The organism is Yersinia massiliensis (genome assembly GCF_003048255.1).
Classification (GTDB): Bacteria; Pseudomonadota; Gammaproteobacteria; order Enterobacterales; family Enterobacteriaceae; genus Yersinia; species Yersinia massiliensis_A.
On the sequence record NZ_CP028487.1, the window covers coordinates 4102997 to 4128416 of the forward strand.

A 25420-nucleotide genomic window follows, 5' to 3' on the forward strand; every position below is an offset into this window, starting at 1 on the left:
GGCGATTATTTTTTGTCTTTTACTTCTTCGAATTCGGCGTCTACAACGTCGTCTTCTTTCTTAGCACTGGTATCACCAGCTTCACCGCCTGCGGCTGCTTGCTGCTGCTGTGCCATTTCCAGCAATTTGCCAGAAACCTGCACCAGAGCCTGAGTTTTCGCTTCGATTTCAGCTTTATCTTCGCCTTTCAGCGCTGCTTCTAACGCTTTCATAGCCTCTTCGATAGCTGTTTTGTCTTCTGCTGGCAGTTTGTCACCGGCTTCTTCCAACTGCTTACGTGTACCATGAATCAGGTGGTCAGCTTGGTTACGAGTCTGAACCAACTCTTCAAACTTACGGTCAGCTTCAGCGTTAGCTTCAGCATCGCGTACCATTTTTTGGATTTCTTCCTCGTTCAAACCAGAAGATGCCTTGATGGTAATCTTCTGTTCACGGCCAGTAGTTTTGTCTTTAGCAGACACATGCAAAATACCATCAGCATCGATATCGAAGGTCACTTCGATTTGTGCCGTACCACGAGGTGCCGCCTGAATCCCATCCAGATTGAACTGACCCAGAGACTTGTTATCCTGTGCACGTTTACGCTCACCCTGCAGCACATGGATGGTTACCGCAGATTGGTTGTCTTCTGCAGTAGAGAACACTTGGCTGTGCTTAGTTGGGATAGTGGTGTTTTTGGTGATAAGCGGAGTCATCACACCACCCATGGTTTCAATACCTAGTGACAGTGGGGTCACGTCCAGCAACAGGACGTCTTTCACTTCACCAGACAGAACACCACCCTGCACTGCCGCACCAATCGCTACAGCTTCATCTGGGTTAACGTCTTTACGTGGTTCTTTGCCAAAGAAGTCAGCAACTTTCTTTTGAACCATTGGCATACGGGTCTGACCACCCACCAAGATAACGTCTTGGATATCGGAAACAGACAGCCCAGCGTCTTGCAATGCAACTTTCAGTGGTTCAATAGAACGGTTAACCAAATCTTCAACCAGTGACTCCAATTTCGCACGAGTCACTTTGATGTTCATATGTTTTGGACCGCTGCCATCAGCCGTAATATACGGCAGGTTGACGTCAGTCTGCTGAGCTGAAGACAGCTCAATTTTTGCTTTCTCAGCGGCTTCTTTCAGGCGCTGCATGGCCAGCGGATCGGTACGCAGATCCATACCCTGGTCTTTCTTGAACTCATCAACCAGGTAGTTGATCAAGCGGCTATCGAAGTCTTCACCACCCAAGTGTGTATCACCGTTGGTCGCCAGAACTTCGAAAGTTTTTTCACCGTCTACATCATCGATTTCGATAATAGAGATATCGAAAGTACCACCACCGAGGTCATAAACCGCGATAGTACGGTTGCCGACTTCTTTATCCAAACCATAGGCCAATGCTGCAGCGGTTGGTTCGTTGATGATACGTTTTACTTCTAAGCCTGCGATACGGCCAGCATCTTTGGTTGCCTGACGCTGAGCATCGTTAAAGTAAGCAGGAACAGTAATAACGGCTTCGGTGACAGGTTCACCCAAGAAATCTTCAGCCGTTTTCTTCATTTTTTTCAGTACTTCAGCAGAAATCTGCGGTGGTGCCACTTTCTGGCCTTTTACTTCAACCCAAGCGTCGCCATTGTCAGCTGCTACGATTTTGTACGGCATGATATCTTTATCACGCTGCGCTTCTTCATCTTGGAAACGACGGCCAATCAAACGCTTGATAGCAAACAATGTATTTTGTGGGTTAGTAATAGCCTGACGCTTAGCAGGTTGACCAACCAGAATTTCACCATCTTGGGTATAAGCGATGATAGAAGGTGTAGTGCGATCACCTTCGCTGTTCTCCAGCACACGCGCTTTTACGCCATCCATAATAGCTACACAAGAGTTGGTAGTACCCAAGTCGATACCAATAATTTTACCCATCTAAAACGCCTCCACTAAAAAGTCATATTCGGTCAAGTTACTAATCTATATGTGGGCGGATTACTTCTTTTCAACTGCCCATATTTTCTTAATCAATGTTTTCATGCTCAAAACTGAGTAAGTGCACGTCCGCGCTGATCCCCGATTAGCCCTGCGGTTGGGAATAAGATGGGGCCACGAAACGCTGCATCAAGGGGGGAGATGAAAAAAAATTACTTTTTATTACCTTCAAGATCATTGTTTCCAATCGCGGGGATCATTATGATGCCGCGCGCACTTGGATAATTGACGACTTTTTGGTCATTCCGGCGCTGTATACATTTTCGGATAATGATACCCAAAATGCTTAGGGCTGTCGGTGGGTTGTCTACTCACCATTGGCAGTGTCGAGCTGGAAAGGTATATCCATTTTTTAGCATTCTGTTAGTGACAGAGGACTTATGAACACCACCAAGTTGGCGAATCCTGGCCCATTAGGCCTTATGGGCTTTGGGATGACTACCGTCTTGCTTAACCTGCATAACGCAGGCTTCTTTCCCTTAACTTCTGTGATTCTGAGTATGGGGATTTTTTATGGCGGCTTAGCACAAATTCTGGCCGGCTTATTGGAGTACAAAAAGGGTAATACCTTTGCGGCAACTGCATTTACTTCCTACGGCGCATTCTGGCTGAGCCTCGTTGGTTTGCTGATGCTGCCTAAGATGGGTCTGGCAGAAGCTACTGATGCTCAGTTCCTGGGCGTTTATTTAGGTCTGTGGGGCATTTTCACGCTCTTTATGTTCTTCGGTACTTTACCAGCTAACCGTGCCTTGCAGTTTGTTTTCGGTAGCCTAACACTACTGTTTGCATTGCTGGCTGTGGGCAACTTCACGGGTAATCATTCACTGCTGGTCTTTGCTGGTTTTGAAGGTATTATTTGTGGTGCCAGCGCGATTTATCTCGCAATGGCGGAAGTGCTGAACGAACAATATGGTCGTACTGTGTTACCTATTGGTGAGCCAAGCCAAGCTTTACAAGTACAACCGGCAGTTTAAGTCGAGAACCACCAGAAATATTCAATTAAAAACACACTGAATGTTAAAAACTAGATAATATTCGGTGTGTTTTTATTCATTACAGCTAGATTATATTTAAGCAACTTGAGTTAATACATTGCGTAATAAAAAACGCACCATAATTTCATCTCAATGAATGATTGTAAAATAGAAAAGGTAAAAGTACAGCCTTATTATATAATCCTCTCGCCGCGACAAGAACCCATACTTTAATTAACGAAGCTAAGGGGATGTCAATGAGAATAGCCATCAAACTATTTATCAGTATTATATTAATAGTATCCACATCTGTTTACTCAGATGACAGCACCTGTTTTTATACGGAAAAAGACTTCGAAGGTGAAAATACCTGTTTATATTCAGGCCAAAAAATAGATTTATACGCTGAGTTTAAAAAGTCACTCCAATCAGAATCAGACCCCAAAATAATTGACAATGACAGTGTACAATCAATAATGATACCATCAGGGATGATGGCAAAAATCTATAAAAATGATAATTTCAGCCCTCCGTTCTTCACGTTAGTAGAGAGTGCCAATGTTAATCAGTTAAAACGATTAGGGATAAACCGTGAAATAAGCAGCATTAAAGTATCTGAAAACAAGAATCTAAACTGCAATAGAATATGCACTATTTTAAGCACACACAAAATAAATCTCTCTGATGCCTTTGGCAGATATTGGCATGATGGGCGCTTAGTTAACAGACAAATAATACTTATTCTTAATAGTAAATATTCTCGTAAAATTGAAGGGTATAGCATTAATTTATCTAAGGGTCCAAGCATCAATGTGACTGAAAATGAAATTATTTTCTCCGACTACAAAGAACTTAATCAGTTCAATTTTGAATACAAAAAAAATGCAAATGAACTAGCATTTATCATACAACTTAGTGATGATTTCGTTCAATACCAATATATCCAAACAGAAAAAAAACAGTTAGTCGATATATCACCTATCATTTCGTTTAAATGGTTAAAAGAAAAACAAATCAATCCAGAACTAACTATTGAAAATTACAATTACTACAATATACCTGTGATCATAAATAGAGCTATACTGACTGCTGATACCGGAAGGAAAAATTCAGAGAAAAGAGATTTATCTCAAACCAGTAAAGCAATATGTTCATTCACTCCTTTTCTTAATATCTATAACTACATTACCCATGGAACATGTCAGCAGTTAGATGGAATTATATTTAATGCACTTGATTACTTCAGCAATAATACAAAAGAAAAAACATTACATATTGCAGGTGAGAGTCGTCCACTAAAGCCAATAACTATATCCAAAATAGCTAACAATAATACCAGTGATGGTGTTTACGAAAATTATCTGATGTTAAGCTATATTGATAGCACAAACCATCACCAATCATTAAGTCTACCGGCTGTCGCTAAAACCTGTGAAACCTCGATTTACAGATTAATAAGCTCCCGCCCTAATCGTCAGGGACGGCCACCCTGTATTGATTGGACGCTAGATATCATGACTGATTTTACCTTGTTATTTGGTAATGACTTGAGTACTTGGAATTCAGAGTACTTTAGTAAAATCATTGATTCAATTATAAAAACAGGGAGCACAGGTGCGGTTGTAGAAGATGCAGAATTAGAGCAGCGTTTCAGTAATGCAGTAAGAGAAAAGGTTGTCGATAGAAGCAAGGGTAACTCTCTTGGCCAAATTAAAACCGCGTTCGATTATGCTCAATTAAGTTATCTCGCTCATACTGCTTATTACGCATCGGATGACATGCCGAGCCAAGTAGAACAACTACCACTCGGTATTTATGAGCTATTACTGGAAACATTCGTATATAGGCCAACCATACCAATGATTATGGAACATGGTGAACAGGTCCCTCAGCATGACTCAAATTTTGAAATAGAAATAATCGCAACACCGACTCCTGAAGAAGCAGAAAAACTGTCCGCAGAGGAAATAGAAAAGATTCGCGCCTCACGAGCAGAACTGGCTGAGACCATCGTTCAATGGGGCGAACAATATCAAGGTTCCCATGTTGTCGATCTCGACGCTAATCCTGATTTGGCTGCTGAATTTAGTAAAACCCTTCATGCAGGTCATATTGTTACAGGCATTATTCACCGCAGATTGATCATTAAGCGCCCAGGCGAGATTTATGTTGTTGTCAAATTCCGAGGCAAAACTATCGCGATTGTGCTGGCAGATCGTTTTAATAATAGAAATCAAGTTGAACTAGTCGCATCAGCGACACTGCCGGATTATGTGCTAACCCCAAATCGTGAAGGGACAGTTAGAGGAGCGGGAACGGCTGCTGTAATTGCTTTAGCTCAATATCTAAAGGAGAAAGGTGCTATTACATTGTTTTCTGAGGTAATTTCCAGCCCCTCAGCGCGGGTTAAACAAAAGGTCGGCTTTAACTTCAAATCAGGATTCTGATTGGCGTCACAAACACAAAAGCCCATAACCTTTATTCGCATTATGGGCTTTTTGATGATGGACTGACTTCTGGTTACGAGGAATAACTACCCCATCACCTTCTTCGTCAGATTAATTTTCACTTCACTATTAATGTCATTACGCAGATAAACGCCCAGCAGCAGCCCAACCAACGATAGTAGCAACATATAATATGCTGGTGCCATAGGGGTAATCTTCATCAATAACGTCACTAGAATAGGTGTCAGACCGCCGAATATGGCATAAGCCACATTGTAGGAGAATGATATCCCTGTGAAACGAACTTCCGCAGGGAAAGCACGCACCATCACATAAGGTACTGCACCCACTAAGCCGACGCAAAAACCAGCCATCATATAATGAGTAAACAGTTGGGTCGGATCTGTAAGATTAGTGTGATAGAACGACCATGTGGATAGCGCCAGCATCAAGCTACCGACAATAAAAGTTTTACTGGCGCCAACGCGGTCAATGACTAATCCTGCAATCACACAGCCACACACCAGTGCGACAATCGCCAAACTGTTCGCCTGTAATGCCAATGCCGGCAGCACGCCAAACTGCTTTTGTAAGTAAGTCGGTGTCATCAAGATAACGACGACGATACCCGCCGAAAGCAGCCAAGTGAGTAACATCGACACGACCACTTCTTTTTTGTAATTCACCACCACAGATTTCAACGGTAACTCATCTGCCAAGGCTTTACGTGCCTGCATTTCTTTGAAAATAGGCGTTTCTTGTAACCAACGACGTAAATACATCGCGAACAGACCGAAGATACCCCCGAGGAAGAACGGTACACGCCAGCCGCCGTCTAATATGGCCTGATGACTCAAGGTAGTATTCATTGCTGTTGCGACCAGTGATCCTAATAAGATCCCCGCAGTCAAACCGGCGGTTAACGTGCCACAGGCAATCCCAATACGTCGACGCGGCACATGTTCTGCCACAAAGACCCATGCGCCAGGGACTTCACCACCAATTGCTGCGCCTTGCAATACACGCATAAAGAGCAATAGCAGCGGTGCCGCAATACCGATAGAGGCGTAAGTAGGCAGCATACCAATTGCCAACGTAGGTATGGCCATTAATAGAATACTGAGAGTAAACATCTTCTTGCGGCCAACCAAGTCACCAAAGTGGGCCATGATAATGCCACCCAGTGGGCGGGCGAGATAGCCAGCAGCGAAAATACCAAATGTCTGCACTTGACGCAGCCATTCAGGCATATCGACCGGGAAGAAGAGATCGCCAATCACCGCAGCAAAAAAAACGAAGATAATAAAGTCATAAAACTCTAACGCCCCGCCTAATGCCGCCAGCGTCAGTGTTTTATAATCTTGCTTATTCAAACGACGATTATGATTATGTTGTTGGGATGAGTCGCTTTGAGATGAGTTGTGTTCTTGAGACATATGACACCGTAGTAAACCAGAGTTGGGGAAGAAAAATATTTTCAGTCTTTCGTAAAGTAAATATGACTATACCGTACAAAATTCCCCACACTCGTATAATGGTACCTAATGCTGCATAAACTTTTAATTTAGTTTTTTATATCGATAATGGCATTCTTCGGACGAAAAGCCGCTACCACTTCCGCATTGGTCTCTATATAAGGTCCATCCAGCAATTGGATACAATAAGGGACACTGGCAAAAATACCTGCAACAACCACGTTCGATTGAGCATCTTTCACGCCTTCTAACGTCTCTTTAATTGATTTAGGTTGCCCCGGTAAGTTGATGATCAATGCTTGTTTGCGGATGATCCCTACTTGGCGGGATAAAATAGCAGTAGGAACATAATGTAGGCTGATTTGACGCATTTGTTCGCCGAATCCAGGCATTTGACGATCGGCAATCGCTAATGTCGCATCTGGCGTAACATCACGCCGTGCAGGGCCTGTTCCTCCAGTGGTTAAGACTAAATGGCAACCCATTTCATCCACTAATTCACACAATGTTTGTTCAATCAGCGTTTGCTCATCAGGGATAAGACGCGCTTCAATTTCAAAGGGAGTGCTTAGTGCACTTGCCAGCCACTCTTCCAGCGCTGGGATGCCTTTATCCTGATAAATCCCGCTTGATGCCCGATCAGATACGGACACTAAACCTATACGTAATATATTCATGCGACTACCTCGACAAAATACCTTTATCTGGTCGAATGATAGCATACCCAAAGTGATTCAAGTGGTGGCCCGACGGTAAACCTTTGCAATTGATGAACCAAGGGAAATACTGGTCTATGGCAAGGTATAAGCGATTAAAGAATAGAAATAAAAAAGGCGGCTTTCGCCACCTTTTCTTCAAATCCCGCGTATTCAACGGAGATTACAGCAGCTCTGAAATCATCTTCTCAAGTTTACCCTGATCAATGGCAAACTTACGAATACCGTCAGCCAGTTTATCAATCGCCATAGGGTCTTGATTGTGCTGCCAGTAGAATTCAGCTTCAGTCAATGGTGCTGGTTTAGCTTGAACTTCACCAGTGTAAGACAGTTTACGCTCAACTGGACCTTCGCTTTCTGCCAGCTCTTTCAGCAGTGATGGTGCGATGGTCAGACGGTCACAACCGGCCAACTCAATGATTTCGCCCAGATTACGGAAGCTTGCGCCCATGACCACAGTCTTATAACCGTGTTTTTTGTAGTACTGATAGATTTCGGTGACTGAAACCACACCTGGATCTTCGTTTGGCGCGAACTCTTTTTTGTCGCCATTGGCTTTGTACCAATCAAGAATACGGCCCACAAACGGTGAAATCAGGAATACATTAGCTTCAGCACAAGCACGCGCTTGAGCGAAGGAGAACAGCAGTGTCAGGTTGCAGTTAATACCTTCTTTTTCCAGTTGCTCTGCGGCACGGATCCCCTGCCAAGTAGAAGCCAGTTTGATCAGGATACGGTCATTGCTGATGCCCGCTTCATTATAAAGTTTGATCAAGCGTTTGGCTTTTGCCACGCTGGCAGCAGTGTCATAGGACAGGCGAGCATCAACTTCGGTAGAAATACGGCCTGGGATCAGTTTCAGAATTTCCAAACCAATATTGACGGCCAGTTTGTCAGTGGCATCCACGATCTGCTGTGCGTGATCGTTGCTTTGAGCACGAGCCCAAGCGACAGCTTCATCAATTAATTTGCGATATTCAGGAATTTGAGCAGCATTCAGAATAAGCGAAGGGTTAGTGGTTGCATCTTGCGGCTGATACAGTTTCATTGCCGCGATATCCCCAGTATCGGCGACTACAGTGGTGATTTGACGTAGGGAAGTAAGTTTATCGGTCATGTTGTCGTTTCTCGTCGTTTGTGCATGAACTTTTGGCATATCGAAAGTTTAAATTGCTTAGAACAACTTTTATTGCTTTGAAAGCGGTTATTACTACGATTGCAATGTTAGGCATTTCGCAAGATAGGCGCTTTCGAAGCCCTGCCTTGTCTTGATAATAACATGCGTAAGCCTTGGTGCAAGGCAGTTAAACTGATTAAAAAAAGCGCAACCTTGCTGTTTCCGGTTAGCAACCGTTTTCGCCTTTCAAAACAGCTGAATATCGACTGATTAATAGCAATTCTGTCCATTTGTGTCGTGCTGAGACGATTTAGCTTATCGATATCATCGCTAATATGTCCATCTAACCATAAAATTATTGGCAGCGTCATTCACTTGCCAACCTGCTAACTAGCCTACAACGTCAAATTCGCTAGGGATACCTATCTTAACAATCGCCTAATCTTCTTTTTGCTGGCGCGCGCTTTTTGCTACAGTGTGCTATCTGGATTAACAGGATGTCGTGATGCTTATTATTATCTCCCCAGCCAAAACCCTTGATTATCAAAGTCCGTTAGCGACTAAAAAGTTTACTCAGCCTGAAATGTTGGATAAGTCACAAGCACTTATCGAAATTTGCCGCGATCTTACGCCCGCACAAATCAGCAGTCTGATGGGGATTAGTGACAAACTTGCCGGCTTAAATGCGGCTCGCTTTAGCGAATGGCAACCCGATTTCACCCCCGATAATGCACGTCAGGCTATTCTGGCCTTCAAAGGTGATGTTTATACCGGCATGCAGGCTCAGACGTTCAGTAAAGCTGATTTTGACTTTGCCCAACAACATTTACGTATGCTTTCTGGCTTGTATGGTGTGTTGCGCCCGTTGGATTTGATGCAGCCCTATCGCTTAGAAATGGGGATCAAGCTGGCGAACTCACAGGGCAAAGATCTTTATGCATTCTGGGGTGATCTGATTACAGAGAAGCTGAATCAAGCGCTGGCGCAGCAAGGAGATAACGTACTGATTAATCTGGCGTCTGATGAGTACTTTAAAGCGGTAAAACCGGCCAAATTGATCGGCTCAATGATAAAACCAGTGTTCTTAGATGAGAAGAACGGGAAGTACAAAATAATTAGTTTCTACGCCAAGAAAGCCCGTGGTTTGATGAGCCGCTTTGTTATCCAGAATAAGCTCACCAAGCCAGAACAACTGGTTGATTTTAACCTGGAAGGCTATGAGTTTGATGCAGGATTGTCAGCGAAAAATGAGCTTGTCTTCAAGCGAGCCGAACAACACTGATTTTCTGAATGAGTTAGGCGGTAGCTCAGTTTGTCTTCGTCGGTGGCTGTTCGTATTGTAGATGATTACCCCGATGACAAATTTAAAAGGCCAGTGGCCTTTTAAATTTGATGAGCGAAAAGTTTAACGTACCGAGGAATGCGTCAGCGGCATGCGTCGCCGACTCCCATAGTCCGCTTTCTCTTCGCTCTACGACTTAGCAATAGCGACCAATTACTTTGGCAACGCCATTAAGAATGCCCGCATCTGCGCAAAGTCAGCAGGCAAATCGTGGGACAGCAACGGTAATTGCGCCCGGATAGCCAATGGTTTTGGTAACGGTAATTCTTGCCCCAAAATTTCTTCGACGCTTTCTTTGAATTTTGCCGGGTGCGCAGTACCAACAAACAGACCGAATTCACCATCTTGCAACTGATCACGCAGCACGCGATACGCAATGGCCGCATGAGGCTCAGAGATGTAACCCAGTTTTGCCATTTCACGCATCGTCTCTTTTGTCACTTCATCGCTCACCGCGCCGTGACCTAGATCCTTCAATTGCCAAACTTTGCGGCGATACAGCTCTTCGACGCGCGGCCAGTTATTCGGTTGGCTTACATCCATGGCATTCGATAACGTCGAAACGGTCGCTTTTGGTTTCCATTCACCGTTAACCAAGAAACGTGGCACGGTATCGTTCGCATTGGTTGCGGCAATGAAACGCTTCACCGGCAAACCTAAAGATTTTGCCAACAACCCCGCAGTCAAATCACCAAAATTACCACTGGGTACCGAGATAACCAGTTGATTACGCGCGTCTTGTGGTAACTGGGCTACCGCTTCAAAGTAATAGCAAATTTGGGCCAGTAAACGGCTGATATTGATCGAGTTAGCCGAGTTCAAGCTCAACGCTTGCTTGAGCTCTTCATCATCAAAGGCTTGTTTCACCAACGCCTGACAGGCATCAAAATCGCCATCAATAGCCACTGTATGGATATTTCCACCCAGGGTACAAAACAGCTTTTCTTGCAGTGGGCTGATTTTGCCGCGCGGATAGAGGATCACCACGCGCACATTTTTTAGGCCATAGAAGGCATGGGCAACCGCGGCACCGGTGTCACCGGAGGTGGCCGTTAAGATAGTGACAGGTTGGTCGCCAGCGACTTCGGCTAGCATTTGCGCCATAAAGCGCGCACCAAAGTCTTTAAATGCCAACGTAGGGCCGTGGAACAGCTCCAGTGAGGCGATATCGTTCTCAACTTGTGCTACCGGCGCTGGAAACTCAAAAGCGGCCTGAACACGTTTGGTTAAGACTTCAGGCGCAATTTCACTGCCAATAAAGGCGGATAAAATGCGGCTGCTGCGGGTGACAAAATCCAGATCCAACAGTTGGTCGATTTCAGATACGTCAAATTCAGGCAACTCTAGCGGGAAAAATAGCCCCTGCTGCTTACCCAGTCCCTGTTTGATCGCTTGCGAGAAGCTGACCTGCTCGTTGTGATCTTTAAGGTTATACAGTTTCATGCGTTATCCCAGTAGTCGTGCGCCTGCGGTATCCAGACGGCAAATATGAACAAAACCTTCGTCGTTTTGCAGGTAATGATTTTGTAGCCAGCTCGCCATACGCTGTGCGGTTTCAGTGTCGTTACAGACAGCAAACAGCGTCGGTCCGGAACCAGAAATACCACACGCCAATGCACCGATATCCTGCGCTGCCTGTCTAGCAGCAGCAAAACCCGGCAGTAATTGTGTGCGATAAGGCTCGGCGATCACATCTTTCATCATCTTGGCGGCTAAATCTGGTTGCTGAGTGTGGCAGGCATGAATGAATCCCGCCAAATTGCGCCCATGTGAAATACAGTCTTGGCGGCGATACTGTGCCGGTAAAATCGCGCGCGCCTCAGCGGTGGAGACTTTAATGCCCGGATAAGCCATCACCCACAGCCAGTCGTTAAAGCCAGGAACTTCCTGACTGATGTAACCTTCTTGCTCAAGAATCAGTTGCATACCGCCCAAATAACAAGGGGCGACATTATCAAAATGGACGCTACCAGAAACGCGCCCTTCCAGCTCGCCCATCAGGCCTAGCAACGTCACTTCATCCAGCGGCTTGCCACAGAATTCGTTCATCGCCATCAAGCCCGCCACCACCGAACAAGCACTGGATCCCAGCCCTGAACCAATCGGCATGTTTTTTTCCAATACCATTGCCACGGGGATGGTTTTGCCGATTTCCTGACAAAAACGTTCCCAACATTGATAAACGATATTCTCTTTCGGGTCATCAGGTAATTTACTGACAAAGCGACCTTCGTTGCGCAGGCTAAAACTATCCGCCGCCGTCACACTTACACAATCGCCAAGCAGGGTGCCGTCTACCGGTGAAACCGCAGCACCCAACACATCGAAACCGACGCTGACATTACCAATCGATGCCGGAGCATAGATTCTAACCATATTTAAACTCCCAACTTCCATGATAATGTGCGTAAAAGATCAGCAAACACCCCAGCAGCAGTCACGTCATTACCTGCACCATAGCCGCGTAATACCAACGGAATGGGCTGATAATAGCGGGTATAGAAGGCCAGTGCGTTCTCGCCATTTTTGACTTTATACAGCGGATCGTTACCATCAACCGCATCCATCCGCACCTTACAACGCCCATCCTCAATAGATCCTACATAACGCAATACTTTCCCTTGTTCCGCAGCATCCGCCACCAGACGAGTGAACTCCGCATCCAAAGATGGCAAGCGGGCCAAGAAACTGTCTACGTCACCTGATGCATCAAAATTGGCGGGCAATACTGACTCGACCTCGATATCCGCCAGTTCAAGTTTGTACCCTGCTTCACGGGCCAAAATCAACAGTTTACGCGCGACATCCATGCCAGAAAGGTCATCACGTGGATCAGGTTCGGTATACCCCATCGCCTTAGCCTGCAAAGTGGCTTCGGACAATGTCATGCCTTCATCCAATTTGCCGAAAATAAAGGAGAGCGAGCCAGATAGGATGCCCGAGAAGCGCATCAGTTCATCACCGGCATTGAGCTGATTCTGTAGGTTTTCGATAACCGGCAGGCCCGCACCGACGTTGGTGTCATACAAGAACTTACGACAAGATTTTGCCGCTGCCGCACGCATTTGGCGGTAGTAATTCATGGATGAGGTATTGGCTTTCTTGTTTGGCGTGACCACATGGAAACCGTCTGCAAGGAAATCAGCATATTGATCTGCAACGGCCTGGCTGGACGTACAGTCAACGATCACTGGGTTGAGCAAGTGGTACTCTTTCACCAAGCGAATCAGGCGGCTCAAGTTAAATGGCTCTTGCACTTCGGCCAATTCATGACGCCAGTTATCCAGCGCAATGCCATGTACATTGGTCAACATGGCTTTTGAGTTGGCGATACCACAAACGCGCAAATCGATATGGCGCTGTTTCAACCAAGGTTGCTGGCGATAGATTTGTTCAATCAATGCCCCGCCCACTCCACCAACGCCAATGACAAACACTTCTATCACTTGATCGGTGTTAAACAGCATTTGGTGGCAGACACGGACACCGGTTGTCACGGCATCATTGCTCACGACCACCGAAATGGAGCGCTCAGACGAGCCTTGAGCGATCGCAATGATATTGATGTTGGCGCGAGCGAGCGCTGAGAAGAAGCGCGCTGAAATCCCACGCAGTGTGCGCATACCATCGCCAACCACAGAGATAATGGCCAAATGCTCCATCACATCCAGCGGCTCCAGCACGCCATCTTTAAGCTCCAAATAAAACTCTTCTTCCAATGCTTTGCGCGCGCGAAGTAGTTCGCCTTGTGGCACACAGAAGCTGATGCTGTATTCAGAGGAAGACTGAGTGATCAGCACGACCGAGATCCCGCTGCGGGACATGACAGCAAAGACACGGGCAGCCATCCCGACCATCCCTTTCATTCCTGGCCCTGAAACGTTAATCATCGCCATATTATTCAGGTTGGTAATGCCTTTGACGGGGAAACCGTCATCGTCAGTGCTTTCGCCACCAATCAGCGTACCGGGAGCTTGTGGGTTAGAGGTATTTTTGATTAGGCAAGGGATCTGAAACTGAGCGATTGGGGCGATAGTGCGAGGATGTAGAACCGAAGCGCCGAAGTAGGAAAGCTCCATTGCCTCCTGATATGACATCGACTTCAGTAGGCGCGCATCAGGCACAACTCGAGGGTCGCAAGTATAAACCCCGTCGACATCCGTCCAGATTTCACAACAATCAGCACGTAAACAGGCTGCCAATACCGCCGCAGAATAGTCGGAACCATTACGCCCCAACACCACTAACTCACCCTTGTCATTACCCGCGGTGAAACCTGCCATCAGGATGATATGGTCAGCAGGGATATTGCTGGAACCAATACGGCGCGTGGATTCAGTAATATCGACGGTAGATTCCAGATAGTGGCCTTGAGCTAACAATTTCTCGACCGGATTAATCACGCTAACCTGATAACCTTTCGCCTGAAATACAGCCTCCATGATGGCAATAGAGAGTTTCTCGCCACGACAGATGATCGACGCATTGATGCTGTCTGGGCACTGCCCCAGCAAGGAAATGCCATGCAGAATGTGCTTAAGTTGCGCGAATTCCTGTGCCACCAAGGCTTTCAAACGTTCATAGTCAAAACCGGGTTGAGTATCAGCTAGTCCGCGTAACAACTCAGAAAAAATTCGCTCAGAATCGCTGATATTTGGCGAGATATCTTGCCCAGCGACCATTTTGTCGATCATTGCGACCAGATGGTTGGTAATTTTCGCGGGAGCGGATAATACCGTAGCCACTTGTCCCTGACGTGCATTACTTTCAATGATATCGGCAACACGCATAAAGCGTTCTGCATTTGCTACTGATGTCCCGCCAAATTTCAGCACTCGCATTTCTGGTTCTCTCCCGCTTTCGCGCTTTTTTTATCGCAAATTTTTTTGCAAAGATTTGATTGAAAAAAAAAGCCCGCACTGTCTAGGTGCGGGCTTTTTTTTGTTGTTTCCTGTACGCGTCAGCCCGCCCCGTAACCAGTGGTTTCGGTGGTGGTAATAATTGTTGTGATCAGGCTGATGTATCGCATGTCGTCTGTCTGTCTCATAAATGAAGCTGTCCCTCTATTGGTTAAAGCAATCGCCCTGCGAAGTCAAATTTTTTCATCAAACCAGCTAAAAAAAGCCGCTCTTCTCTTGGGGCAAATCCACTAATTCAACTGGGGTTATTTGGCGACAGTTCGAAATAAACCATCTAGATCCAGCCAATAAAACTAGAAATTTGTTTTTAATCACCATAATTAACTTTCACGATTTTTTTAGCCTAATGACAAAAATACTCGGACAGACAAGTCATACAACTGTGGCGATAAAAATCCGATAGCAGGAATAAGATAGTCATCTTATGGCTCACTATTCTGACAACCGATTAAAACAGATACAAAAAGTGCTGGCTGTGCCAGATATTTTACATTTAACTAACATTGACGATAATTCTTCTAATGTTTTTCCATGAAATAACACACTGACATGAAAAACAGGAACATCGCCATCATGGCGTAAGAATATTGATTTTAAACAATAAAAATCAAGAGATTAGAAAAGTTATATTTTTGTTACCCACATGAACAATTTTATAATATTAACAACACTGAATCGATCGCATATTTTAACCCATAATCCCTTAAGCTTGTATTCTTGTAAGTCTTTTTCACAAAAGTGTTAACGTGCTACAATTGAATTTGATATATGTCAACAAAGCGTAGTTTTGTTGGGTGGTAGATTCGGCTCACACTGTTATATTGCTGTTAATAGCGTTAGGATATGCGCCGCTTTTGTCACCTTTGGGGCTGTAGGGAGTCACACCCCGATCAAGCTTGTAATGTTGTTGACGTTGATGGAAAGTGCATCAAGAACGCGTTTACGTACTTTAGTCATGTGATGAGCGGGATGACGAGTAATAAGTCAATAAAAACCCTAATATAACAAAGACTTCTGTACTTCCTATTTCTATTTTGTTGGCAATTTTAGGTAGCAAACATGCAGACCCCGCACATTCTGATCGTAGAAGATGAGATAGTTACTCGTAACACCCTTAAAAGCATTTTCGAGGCGGAAGGCTATGTTGTTCATGAAGCCAATGATGGCGCAGAAATGCACCACATTCTGTCTGAAAATGATATCAACTTAGTTATCATGGACATCAACCTGCCAGGCAAAAATGGCCTGCTGCTGGCACGGGAACTTCGTGAACAAGCCAGTGTTGCCCTAATGTTCCTGACAGGTCGCGATAACGAAGTCGATAAGATCCTTGGCTTGGAAATTGGTGCTGATGACTACATCACCAAACCATTCAATCCGCGCGAACTGACCATTCGGGCACGCAATTTACTGTCACGCACCATGAACTTGGGTAGCGTAGGTGAAGAGCGCCGCTTGGTTGAGAGCTATAAATTTAATGGCTGGGAGCTGGATATCAACAGCCGCTCGCTGATTAGCCCTGCTGGCGAGCACTATAAGCTGCCGCGCAGTGAGTTCCGCGCCATGCTGCACTTCTGCGAAAACCCAGGCAAGATTCAGTCTCGTGGCGAATTGCTGAAGAAAATGACTGGCCGTGAATTGAAACCTCATGACCGTACCGTGGACGTGACTATCCGTCGTATTCGTAAACATTTCGAATCTACGCCGGACACGCCTGAAATCATCGCCACCATCCATGGCGAAGGTTATCGTTTCTGTGGTGATTTAGAAGAATAATCTTCTACGAGCATTCAGAGACAAAAAGGCCAGCTTTACGCTGGCTTTTTTTTTGTCTGCACACAGCAAAATGAGGCCTGTTACCAAGGCATAATCGGCACCGCACTGATGGCATTTTTGGGTGAGCCATCAACCACACGATCCGAGTACGTCAAATAGATGAGCGCATTACGTTTTTGGTCGTAGAAACGGACCACTTGTAGCTTTTTAAATACCAATGATGTTCGTTTCTGAAAGACAACAGTACCATCCGATTTTTTATTCTTAATTTTATCTGTCAGCTCAATTGGCCCGACTTGCTGGCAGGAAATGGCTGCATCTGATGTATCTTCCGCTAACCCCAGTCCACCCTTGATCCCCCCCGTTTTTGCCCGACTGATATAACAAGTTACATTTTTAACGTCAGGGTCATCGAAGGCTTCAACCACGATTTTATGATCAGGTCCCAGCAACTTAAATACCGTATCAACTGAACCAATTTCCTCAGCATGGGCACTAATTGCGCCCAAAGAAAGCATGCAACCAAGCAATATCCAACTTTTTTTCATACACTTACTCCATTCCGTTGAATAACGTTATCCAACGTTAATTTTTTGTAGCAAAAATAGCGTACTCGGTAAAAATTCACTTTATCAATCTTAGATACTTATCTAACACATAATGCCAGTAAATTCTTAAGCAGTCGGGAACATAAAAAGTTGCTACTATGCGCCAGAGTTATTTTTTCCATATTAATAACACCCTAAATTTAGGCCGCTTTACGAGGAAGATCTATGGATCAAGCCAGTATCATTCGTGATTTGCTTAGCTGGCTAGAAAGTCATTTAGACCAGCCTTTAGCACTGGACAATGTCGCTGCCAAAGCAGGCTACTCAAAATGGCATTTGCAGCGAATGTTCAAGGATGTCACCGGGAATGCTATCGGTGCTTATATTCGCGCAAGAAGGCTATCTAAAGCCGCTGTGGCGTTACGACTCACTAGCCGCCCTATTTTGGACATTGCCCTGCAATATCGCTTTGATTCGCAACAAACCTTTACCCGTGCGTTTAAAAAACAGTTTGCGCAAACACCTGCGCTATACCGTCGGGCTGAGGATTGGCATTCAGCGGGGATATGCCCACCGATTCGGTTAGGTACCTATACGTTGCCGCAACCTGAATTTATCACGTTACCTGAACAGCACTTAGTCGGTTTAACGCAAAGTTATTCTTGCACCCTTGAGCAGATATCGAATTTCCGAACTGAATTGCGCTCGCAGTTCTGGCGACAATATTTGGGGGAAGCCGATCAACTGCCGCCAGTGCTCTATGGCCTACATCACTCTCGCCCGAATCAGGAGAAGGATGATGAGCAAGAGATTTTCTATACCACGGCCATAGAACCCCAGCACGTGCCGAGTAACGTGCAAGAAGGCCAAGCTGTTATCTTGCAAGGGGGTGAATATGCACTGTTTAACTATGACGGGCCGCTGGATGGTTTGCAGGATTTCATCCTCACGCTTTACGGCACTTGCTTGCCGCAGCTAGGACTGACCCGCAGACGTGGATATGATATCGAGCGATTCTTCCCGCAGGGGAGGCCAAAAGATCAGCCTCCAACTACGCTTAAATGTGAGTATCTCATCCCAATCAGACGTTAGCGTTGTAACTCATCAAGTGCTGGCATATCCAAATGCGCGGTATCGCCAGCACATTCAATGACCCAACCAGATGCTAGCCAAGGGCTTTCCTGATAATCAATACGCGACAACGAGCAGTTGCGCAACCGCAGGCGACGTTCAGCATGTGCCGGTAAGCCCAGTAATGTACTCAGCAGACATCCCAACGCCATACCATGGCTAATTAACAACGGCTTACTCCCCGCCGGTAGCTCTAAACAACTGTCCAGCGCCGCGCGCATCCGCCGACCTAACTCAGCCATCGATTCCCCTTCCGGGATACGACCACCTTCTGTGCCATTGACCATCTGCTTGCGCCATTGCTCTTCTTCTGGCGTTAGACTTTCAATCGGACGAGTTTCCAACACGCCCATGTTCAACTCGCGCAAGCGTGGGTCTGTCACCATTTTTAGCCCACAAGCATCGGCGATGATTTTTGCCGTCTGCTGTGTACGCCCAAGATCACTGGCGATAATATGCGTGATCCCTTGGCTGCGAACCCGCTGCGCAACAAGATAGGCCTGACGTATCCCGATGTCGGTCAACGGGCTATCTGATTGGCCTTGAATACGGCGTTCCGCGTTCCAAATGGTTTCGCCATGACGCACGAGATATACCTGTAACATGTCATTTTTCCGTTATACTGCGTGAAATAATCGCTAAGCCTATGACGTTAACCTCTACTCAAGACCTTCGCGCGGCAAAGTCACTGGTCAGCCGACACCAACCAGCCGCTTCAAATGCAATGAGTATAGGCTCTTAAATATATCGAGACTCATTATGTACCATGTTGTTGCTGCCACTACCAACCCTGCAAAGATCAAGGCTATTAGCCTCGCGTTCGATGATGTTTTTGGCCCCAATGGTTATCGTGTTGAAGGTATCAACGTCGACAGTGGCGTTCCCCTGCAACCTATCGGCAGTATTGAGACGCGCACAGGTGCCAGACAACGAGTGAGTCATGCCCGTCAGATTCGCCCTGAGGCTGATTTTTGGGTCGGGGTTGAAGCCGGTATCGAAGATAATATGACCTTTGCATGGATGGTTATTGAGCACTTACAATCACGAGGCGAGTCTCGCTCTGCCAGTTTGATGCTGCCCGATATTATATTGCAAGGGATTCGCCAAGGCCGTGAGCTAGGCGACGAAATGGCCGATTTAACGGGCATTTCGAATGTGAAACATCAGGGCGGTGCCATTGGCATTTTCACTAACGGGAAGTTAACGCGCACCAGTGTTTATCATCAGGCGCTATTGCTGGCACTCGTCCCCTTTCACAATGAGATTTATCAACGCTCTGCCGAGGGCTGAAACACCCGCAGAATCGATTACTTTTTATCAGCCAGCAATTGGGCTTCAAGCCAGTTCTTAAGTGGCAACGGCGCGGTTTTCAAACTATTGGAACCCCGAGTGATGGTCGCGATCCCCGCCCCCAACTGGTTTTTCAGCTCTCGTTGACTTAATTCCCCACGCATTAGCTCTTCAATAATACGTACGCGAGTCCCCAGTGCAGTGCGCTCGTCGGGCGTCAGCATCAGTTGCAATAACGGCAAGTGAAGATCTTGCGCAATGGCATTTTGCAGCAACGCAACAAAACTCAGCCAGTGCTGATTGTCTTCAGGGGATAACGCGGGGTCGGGAATATGGTTTTCATTTGCCAACGCAGGCATGTCGGTCAATGGTTGTTTTGTCATGGTCTGCCGCCATACTATTTAACTAGTACAGCAGCATAACATAATGACTGATAGAGCCAAAGTACTTGCCGTGGCTGGTTAACAACTCATATACCTGCCACGGCATGAACTCAGGAAATGACAGTAAACGTCACTTAATAACGGCGTTGCCACTCAGCATCACTCAACACTTTTGCTGGGCGATTCATAAAGTGGCGGTAAAAAGCATCATAGGCCAACACATTCTTCACGTAACCACGGGTTTCGGAGAAAGGAATACTCTCGATAAATGCCACAGCATCGACCTGCCCCGCACTATTCCCTAGCCACGTATTGACTCGTGAAGGACCCGCATTATAAGCCGCACTGGATAAGATACGGTTACGGCCGAACTGCTGATAGACCTCTTCCAGATAGCTCGTGCCAATCTCAATATTCGTCACAGGATCCAGCAATTGGCTGCTATTAACATAGCCACTGATATTATTCAGCTTTACTGTATGCTCGGCGGTGCGCGGCATCACCTGCATCAGCCCTGCCGCCCCAACAGGCGATTGTGCTTTCGGGTTCCAGGCACTCTCTTGGCGAGCAATGGCCATGGCATAGCTTGGTGTTATCCCTTTACCTTCTGTTGCCTGACGGAACTCTTTCGGCCACGCTAACGGGAAGCGTTCCTCCAGATGATCCCACAGCTTAGCTACAATTGTGGCCTGAACACTCAGATCTGCCCATTTTTGGTTAAAGGCGTAACGCGCTAAAGCTTCCTGCTCCGGCTTACTGCGGCTAGCGACCAAATAACTCCACTCGTTTCGAGCCAAGTTATCCATATTCCAATACATCAACTCGCGAACACGAGCGATCTCTGGCCGCTGAGCCAAAGAGGCATCCGGTTTAGCCGCAATCTCCACTTTAATCGGATAAGGCACGCCCAGTTTCTGCGCCGCGACCATAGGATAAAAACCACGTTCTTGCATCAAGCTGCGCAAGATAGCTTCGCCTTCGGCTTTTTTGCCCTGCTCCAATAACAGCGAGGCACGCCAGTAACGCCACTCATCTTTGTTTTGCGCATCTGCTGGTAAACGCGCCAGCCAGTTCGCTAAACCTTGACGATCGCCACTCCCCAGCGACATACGGATACGACGCTCCAGCAGCGGAGTGGAATGACTGCGTAACGTGACTTGATCCCGCCATTTCGCTTGATCGTAAGTGGCATCGGTTCCCATCAGACGCCAAGCAACAGCCTCTTCCAGCTCCAGCTTCTCGCTATCACTCATTTTTTGCAGTCGTACTAACGTCGGGATCATCGCGCGAGCATTTTCCACATCCTGACGAGCCAGGCGTGTAAAAGCGATTATCGTGGCTGAACGCGTAAAATCTGTCGGCCCAACAGTCCGTGCGAAGCTTTCAACACTGGCGGGATCGCTTTGCAATTTCGCCAAGGCCGTGCCCATCGTTTGGTAATCGGCGGGTAGCTGTTTAAGTAAATAGCTGACCAAACTCGCATTACCCTCTTTTAGGGCCAACTTCATGCGCGCTAATGTCGCCAATGGCGTTTGATGTCCGGCTTGTTGCCAGACACTGAATAATTTGTCGCAACTGCTCGGTAGCGCCTGACCATTAAGCCAAATTTCACTCGCGCCATCCCAAGCAACTTGCTGCTCACCCGTCGCCCATTTGGCATAGTAATAGTTACAGCGCGCCGCAACCGGTTTCGGCGCTGTCGGGCTGAAGGCCAATAGCCCGCGCCAATCTTCACGACGCGCCAGCTCATTGACAAAGCGGGATGAGAGCGAGCTTGCGGGCGGCAATGTTGGATTCCGGCTGAGGAAATCATTCACTTGCGCCGCGCTCACTTGGCTCAGATCTTGAGTTAACTGGCGGTATTCCAGATACGGATACAGTGGATAGTCACGTAACGTGGGCATCAGTTGCGCCACGGTATCCATCTGATTGCTGTCCCAAGCCAATTTAACTTGCTGATAGCGTTGCCGTTGGGCATCAAGGGAGTCAGCGAATGCCACACCTGAGGTTGTCACCAGACACACGCCAATCGCCAGATATCGCCACTTTTCCATACTTACTGTTTCCTCACTGGTTGTTGGCTACTGCATTTTACTTACCGCAACTTCTGATTAGCATAGTCATTATAAGTTCCGGCGATGGGATATCTTAACTAAGAGTTTCACTTGATAGCCAGTGATTACACATACTAATGGATATGTAGGATTAATCTTCATAGGTAATGACTTAATGAGGTAGAACATTCTCTGCTGGATAGACGATACACAGAGTTTTAGGAAGGAAATTTCCGAAAATAACAATAGCCGAATCGCCTAGTATTCAATAAGTTAAATTTAGCTTATTGCCAAATATTTCTTTATTATTATCTCAGATCAAAGCACTATTATGATAAAAATCTACTATCCTTGCTTAATATCACTATGCTGTTGTAAATCTTTCATTTATACCCGAAGCCATTGGCGTTATTAACGTTTGGCATGGTCGAAGGTGAAGGGTAATATCATTTAGTAAATATATGCAAACGTAGAGATTATAGATTTACTCATTTTTAAGAAGGTTCTTTCAATGCAAAACTCATCTGACCATAAATCGGCCTCACCGCCCCCAGAAGGCAAGGCTTGGTATCAACTGACGACGGAAGAATCTTTGCAGCAGCTTAATAGCCGCGAAGAAGGGTTAAGCCAAAAAGAGGCGGAAGAGCGCCTTAAGCAGTACGGCCCTAATGCACTCCCCGCCAAAAAAAGTAAGCACCCCCTGCTGCAGTTCTTAGGCCATTTTAATGATGTCCTGATTTATATTTTGTTAGCAGCGGCATTGGTCAAAGGTTTGATGGGCCATTCCGTTGACACCATCATTATCCTTTGCGTCGCCGTCATTAATGCCTTAATTGGTTACGTTCAAGAAAACAAAGCCGAAAGATCGCTGAAAAGCATACAAAATATGCTATCCAGTAAAGCTGTGGTTATCCGTGATGGCAATGCACAAACCATTGACGCACAGAATCTCGTACCGGGTGATATCGTTACGCTGAAACCAGGGGATAAAATTCCTGCAGACCTTCGGCTACTTGAAGCCCACAATCTCCAGATTGAAGAAGCTATTTTGACCGGTGAATCCACCGTGGTTGAGAAGCAAATCGGGGTGATTGAGAACGAATCTGTTATTGGTGATCGCAAAAACCTGCTGTTCTCTGGCACCACCATCAGTGCGGGTACGGCGAAAGGCGTCGTCATCGCCAGTGGCGGTAATACCGAGCTGGGTCATATCAACCAGATGATGTCAGAGGTTGAAGCCGTTCGTACCCCCCTGTTGCAACAGATGGACCGCTTGGGCAAAGCTATTTTCATCCTGATTTTAGTGATGATGGCATTCCTGTTCGTCTTTGCCTTTATCCTGCGTGACCTGCCGGTTGATGAGTTATTGCTGGCGTTAATCAGCTTGGCCGTGGCCTCAGTACCGGAAGGTTTACCGGCGATTATTTCGATCATCCTGTCCCTTGGTGTGCAAGCGATGGCGCGCAACCGCGCGATTATTCGTAAGCTACCGACAGTAGAAACGTTAGGGGCGATGACCGTCGTCTGTTCCGATAAAACCGGCACACTGACGATGAACGAAATGACCGTCAAAGCCGTCATTCTGGCTGACAGCTGCTATAAGGTCACCGGTGAAAGTTACGAGCCAGTCGGGAATATCTATCCAGAGGGCAGCGATCAACAAGCTGTACTGGCCGGGCCGTTAAAAACCTTTATCACTGCGGCCAACTTGTGTAATGACAGTCAGATTCAAAAGAACGACCAAGGCCATTGGACGATTGTGGGTGGTCCAACCGAAGGCGCATTAAAAGTCTTGGCGGCTAAATCAGGGATTGAACTGGGTCAGGTAACGCAACACGGTAAAATTCCTTTCGATTCGGCTTATAAGTACATGGCCACCAGCCACCAAGTTGAGTCTGAAAGCTGTATCTTCCTGACTGGCGCACCAGACGTGCTGTTCACATTCTGCCAGCAAGAGCTGACGGAGCATGGCGTCGTGCCATTCCGCCGCGATTACTGGGACGCAGAGATGACGCGCTACAGCAAACAAGGTTTGCGTATGCTGGCTGCGGCCTACCGCCCAACCGAGCAGCCTCTTAGCGAATTGGACCACAGCGATATCCAGCAAGGCATGATCTTTGTCGGTATCGCCGGCATGATGGATCCACCGCGTCCTGAAGCCATTGATGCGATTGCAACCTGCCAACAGGCTGGTATTCGCGTGAAAATGATCACCGGTGACCATCAGGAAACCGCGATGGCGATTGGTGCGATGCTCGGCATAGGCAATGGGAAAGACTCCATTACCGGTGGTCAGCTAGAGCACATGGATGATAAGGAACTGGCAGAAGCCGCAGTTCGTTATGATATCTTCGCCCGTACCAGCCCTGAGCATAAGTTGCGCTTGGTTAAAGCCTTGCAAGAGAAAGGCGAAATCGTGGGGATGACAGGCGATGGCGTTAACGATGCACCGGCACTGAAACAAGCCGATGTGGGTATTGCCATGGGTATCAAGGGGACTGAAGTCACAAAAGAAGCTGCCGATATGGTGCTGTCTGATGACAACTTCGCCACTATTGCTCATGCCGTTGAAGAAGGGCGTCGTGTTTACGATAACCTGAAGAAAACGATTCTGTTTGTATTGCCAACCAACTTGGCGCAAGGGCTATTAATTATCTTTGCGATTTTGGTCGGTGCGGTGATCCCACTGACGCCACTGCAAATCCTCTGGATAAACATGGCAACCTCCACCACGCTCTCGTTTGGTTTGGCTTTCGAACCGTCAGAACGTGGCATTATGCGTCGTAATCCACGTGACCCGTCTAAACACGTGTTAGACGGCCATGCTATCTGGCGCATCGCATTTGTCGGTACCTTGATTGCTTGTAGTGCTTTTGCCTTGGAAGCCTATATGGAACCTCGCGGCTACAGCACCGAGTTTATCCGTACCGTAATAATGCAGACCTTGGTGACCGCACAGTGGATTTACATGTTTAACTGCCGCGTGATGGACCGCTTCCCGTTGAACAAAGAAATCTTCGTCAACAAAGGGTTGTGGTTAGTCTCTGGCGTTCTGATCCTGTTGCAGCTCGCGATTATTTATCTGCCATTTATGAATACCGCGTTCGGTACTGAGCCATTACCGGCTTATTACTGGGGCGTGACATTGCTGGTTTCTATCGCGATATTTATCATCGTAGAAATCGAAAAATGGATTATTGCGCGTTTTAAAGGCACATCAAACGCCGCTTAATTTTATCGACGACCATCAAGCCCGGCTAATTTAGTCGGGC

Annotated in this window: 19 protein-coding genes, 1 pseudogene and 1 other annotated feature; of the genes and pseudogenes, 7 read left to right on the forward strand and 13 right to left on the reverse strand. The window is 46.6% G+C overall.

Features of this window, described 5'->3' with window-relative positions; genetic code table 11:
• Positions 1–5: 5 nt before the first annotated feature.
• On the reverse strand, positions 6–1916 hold the full coding sequence (dnaK, locus tag DA391_RS19000; RefSeq protein ID WP_019211141.1) for a molecular chaperone DnaK: 1911 nt from the start codon (positions 1914–1916) through the stop codon (positions 6–8).
• Positions 1917–2356: 440 nt separating this feature from the next.
• Between dnaK and satP the strand changes: the two genes are divergently transcribed.
• Positions 2357–2950 carry an acetate uptake transporter gene (gene satP / locus DA391_RS19005; protein ID WP_050080171.1) on the forward strand — a complete coding sequence of 198 codons (594 nt, stop codon included), beginning with the start codon at positions 2357–2359 and terminating at the stop codon, positions 2948–2950.
• A 257-nt stretch (positions 2951–3207) separates the two neighbouring features.
• Positions 3208–5397 (forward strand): GNAT family N-acetyltransferase, encoded by a 2190-nt coding sequence (locus DA391_RS19010; protein ID WP_240624758.1) that lies wholly within the window; start codon positions 3208–3210, stop codon positions 5395–5397.
• A gap of 86 nt (positions 5398–5483) precedes the next feature.
• Here DA391_RS19010 and DA391_RS19015 read toward each other — a convergent pair whose 3' ends face one another.
• The 3 genes from DA391_RS19015 to tal form a co-directional block, all read right to left on the reverse strand.
• Positions 5484–6833, reverse strand: coding sequence for an MFS transporter (locus tag DA391_RS19015; RefSeq protein WP_050080169.1), 1350 nt, complete (start codon positions 6831–6833; stop codon positions 5484–5486).
• Between the two features lie 128 nt (positions 6834–6961).
• The gene (gene mog / locus DA391_RS19020) at positions 6962–7549 is read right to left on the reverse strand and encodes a molybdopterin adenylyltransferase (RefSeq protein WP_108088072.1); all 588 of its coding nucleotides are present in this window, start codon (positions 7547–7549) and stop codon (positions 6962–6964) included.
• A 202-nt stretch (positions 7550–7751) separates the two neighbouring features.
• Entirely contained in the window at positions 7752–8705 is a 954-nt protein-coding gene (gene tal, locus DA391_RS19025; protein ID WP_108088073.1) for a transaldolase, read from the reverse strand.
• Positions 8706–9210: 505 nt separating this feature from the next.
• Between tal and yaaA the strand changes: the two genes are divergently transcribed.
• Entirely contained in the window at positions 9211–9987 is a 777-nt protein-coding gene (yaaA, locus tag DA391_RS19035) for a peroxide stress protein YaaA (protein WP_050285831.1), read from the forward strand.
• A gap of 213 nt (positions 9988–10200) precedes the next feature.
• On the opposite strand, the gene thrC is transcribed toward yaaA, so the two are convergent.
• The 5 genes and pseudogenes from thrC to yjjY all read right to left on the reverse strand — a co-directional run.
• Positions 10201–11490, reverse strand: a complete 1290-nt coding sequence (gene thrC, locus DA391_RS19040) for a threonine synthase (RefSeq protein WP_019211149.1) — start codon at positions 11488–11490, stop codon at positions 10201–10203.
• 3 nt (positions 11491–11493) lie between these two features.
• Positions 11494–12423: a homoserine kinase gene (gene thrB / locus DA391_RS19045; protein WP_049604852.1), complete on the reverse strand. Its 930-nt coding sequence runs from the start codon at positions 12421–12423 to the stop codon at positions 11494–11496.
• Positions 12424–12425: 2 nt separating this feature from the next.
• Complete coding sequence (thrA, locus tag DA391_RS19050; protein ID WP_108088074.1) at positions 12426–14888, reverse strand: bifunctional aspartate kinase/homoserine dehydrogenase I; 2463 nt, start codon at positions 14886–14888, stop codon at positions 12426–12428.
• A gap of 62 nt (positions 14889–14950) precedes the next feature.
• Positions 14951–15069 (reverse strand) — a sequence feature (Thr leader region).
• Positions 15008–15094 (reverse strand): thr operon leader peptide, encoded by an 87-nt coding sequence (gene thrL / locus DA391_RS19055; protein ID WP_071822419.1) that lies wholly within the window; start codon positions 15092–15094, stop codon positions 15008–15010. It overlaps the preceding feature by 62 nt.
• Before the next feature lie 754 nt (positions 15095–15848).
• Positions 15849–15923, reverse strand: a pseudogene (gene yjjY, locus DA391_RS24545) (protein YjjY); the annotation flags it as partial.
• Positions 15924–16025: 102 nt separating this feature from the next.
• Here yjjY and arcA point away from each other — a divergent pair.
• Complete coding sequence (gene arcA, locus DA391_RS19060; protein ID WP_004706052.1) at positions 16026–16742, forward strand: two-component system response regulator ArcA; 717 nt, start codon at positions 16026–16028, stop codon at positions 16740–16742.
• A gap of 80 nt (positions 16743–16822) precedes the next feature.
• On the opposite strand, the gene creA is transcribed toward arcA, so the two are convergent.
• The gene (gene creA / locus DA391_RS19065) at positions 16823–17290 is read right to left on the reverse strand and encodes a protein CreA (protein ID WP_050080163.1); all 468 of its coding nucleotides are present in this window, start codon (positions 17288–17290) and stop codon (positions 16823–16825) included.
• Positions 17291–17515: 225 nt separating this feature from the next.
• Here creA and robA point away from each other — a divergent pair, with 225 nt between their 5' ends.
• Positions 17516–18382, forward strand: coding sequence for an MDR efflux pump AcrAB transcriptional activator RobA (gene robA / locus DA391_RS19075; RefSeq protein ID WP_050080162.1), 867 nt, complete (start codon positions 17516–17518; stop codon positions 18380–18382).
• On the opposite strand, the gene gpmB is transcribed toward robA, so the two are convergent.
• Positions 18379–19026, reverse strand: coding sequence for a 2,3-diphosphoglycerate-dependent phosphoglycerate mutase GpmB (gpmB, locus tag DA391_RS19080; RefSeq protein ID WP_108088075.1), 648 nt, complete (start codon positions 19024–19026; stop codon positions 18379–18381). The genes robA and gpmB overlap by 4 nt on opposite strands.
• 154 nt (positions 19027–19180) lie before the next feature.
• Here gpmB and yjjX point away from each other — a divergent pair, with 154 nt between their 5' ends.
• A complete protein-coding gene (yjjX, locus tag DA391_RS19085) occupies positions 19181–19711 on the forward strand; it encodes an inosine/xanthosine triphosphatase (protein ID WP_050080160.1) in 531 nt (176 codons plus the stop codon).
• A gap of 17 nt (positions 19712–19728) precedes the next feature.
• On the opposite strand, the gene trpR is transcribed toward yjjX, so the two are convergent.
• Positions 19729–20094, reverse strand: a complete 366-nt coding sequence (gene trpR, locus DA391_RS19090; protein ID WP_050080159.1) for a trp operon repressor — start codon at positions 20092–20094, stop codon at positions 19729–19731.
• Positions 20095–20228: 134 nt separating this feature from the next.
• Entirely contained in the window at positions 20229–22148 is a 1920-nt protein-coding gene (gene sltY, locus DA391_RS19095; protein ID WP_050080158.1) for a murein transglycosylase, read from the reverse strand.
• Between the two features lie 511 nt (positions 22149–22659).
• Between sltY and DA391_RS19100 the strand changes: the two genes are divergently transcribed.
• A complete protein-coding gene (locus DA391_RS19100; RefSeq protein ID WP_050080157.1) occupies positions 22660–25380 on the forward strand; it encodes a cation-transporting P-type ATPase in 2721 nt (906 codons plus the stop codon).
• Positions 25381–25420: the final 40 nt, after the last annotated feature.

Excerpts from the sequence above, each read along its gene's own strand:
- mog (WP_108088072.1), bottom strand. The coding sequence starts at position 7,549 with ATGAATATATTACGTATAGGTTTAGTGTCCGTATCTGATCGGGCATCA.
- DA391_RS19100 (WP_050080157.1), top strand. The coding sequence starts at position 22,660 with ATGCAAAACTCATCTGACCATAAATCGGCCTCACCGCCCCCAGAAGGC.
- DA391_RS19015 (WP_050080169.1), bottom strand. The coding sequence starts at position 6,833 with ATGTCTCAAGAACACAACTCATCTCAAAGCGACTCATCCCAACAACAT.
- tal (WP_108088073.1), bottom strand. The coding sequence starts at position 8,705 with ATGACCGATAAACTTACTTCCCTACGTCAAATCACCACTGTAGTCGCC.
- thrB (WP_049604852.1), bottom strand. The coding sequence starts at position 12,423 with ATGGTTAGAATCTATGCTCCGGCATCGATTGGTAATGTCAGCGTCGGT.
- creA (WP_050080163.1), bottom strand. The coding sequence starts at position 17,290 with ATGAAAAAAAGTTGGATATTGCTTGGTTGCATGCTTTCTTTGGGCGCA.
- thrA (WP_108088074.1), bottom strand. The coding sequence starts at position 14,888 with ATGCGAGTGCTGAAATTTGGCGGGACATCAGTAGCAAATGCAGAACGC.
- DA391_RS19010 (WP_240624758.1), top strand. The coding sequence starts at position 3,208 with ATGAGAATAGCCATCAAACTATTTATCAGTATTATATTAATAGTATCC.
- dnaK (WP_019211141.1), bottom strand. The coding sequence starts at position 1,916 with ATGGGTAAAATTATTGGTATCGACTTGGGTACTACCAACTCTTGTGTA.
- yaaA (WP_050285831.1), top strand. The coding sequence starts at position 9,211 with ATGCTTATTATTATCTCCCCAGCCAAAACCCTTGATTATCAAAGTCCG.
- trpR (WP_050080159.1), bottom strand. The coding sequence starts at position 20,094 with ATGACAAAACAACCATTGACCGACATGCCTGCGTTGGCAAATGAAAAC.
- satP (WP_050080171.1), top strand. The coding sequence starts at position 2,357 with ATGAACACCACCAAGTTGGCGAATCCTGGCCCATTAGGCCTTATGGGC.
- thrC (WP_019211149.1), bottom strand. The coding sequence starts at position 11,490 with ATGAAACTGTATAACCTTAAAGATCACAACGAGCAGGTCAGCTTCTCG.
- sltY (WP_050080158.1), bottom strand. The coding sequence starts at position 22,148 with ATGGAAAAGTGGCGATATCTGGCGATTGGCGTGTGTCTGGTGACAACC.
- yjjX (WP_050080160.1), top strand. The coding sequence starts at position 19,181 with ATGTACCATGTTGTTGCTGCCACTACCAACCCTGCAAAGATCAAGGCT.
- thrL (WP_071822419.1), bottom strand. The coding sequence starts at position 15,094 with ATGAGACAGACAGACGACATGCGATACATCAGCCTGATCACAACAATT.
- arcA (WP_004706052.1), top strand. The coding sequence starts at position 16,026 with ATGCAGACCCCGCACATTCTGATCGTAGAAGATGAGATAGTTACTCGT.
- gpmB (WP_108088075.1), bottom strand. The coding sequence starts at position 19,026 with ATGTTACAGGTATATCTCGTGCGTCATGGCGAAACCATTTGGAACGCG.
- robA (WP_050080162.1), top strand. The coding sequence starts at position 17,516 with ATGGATCAAGCCAGTATCATTCGTGATTTGCTTAGCTGGCTAGAAAGT.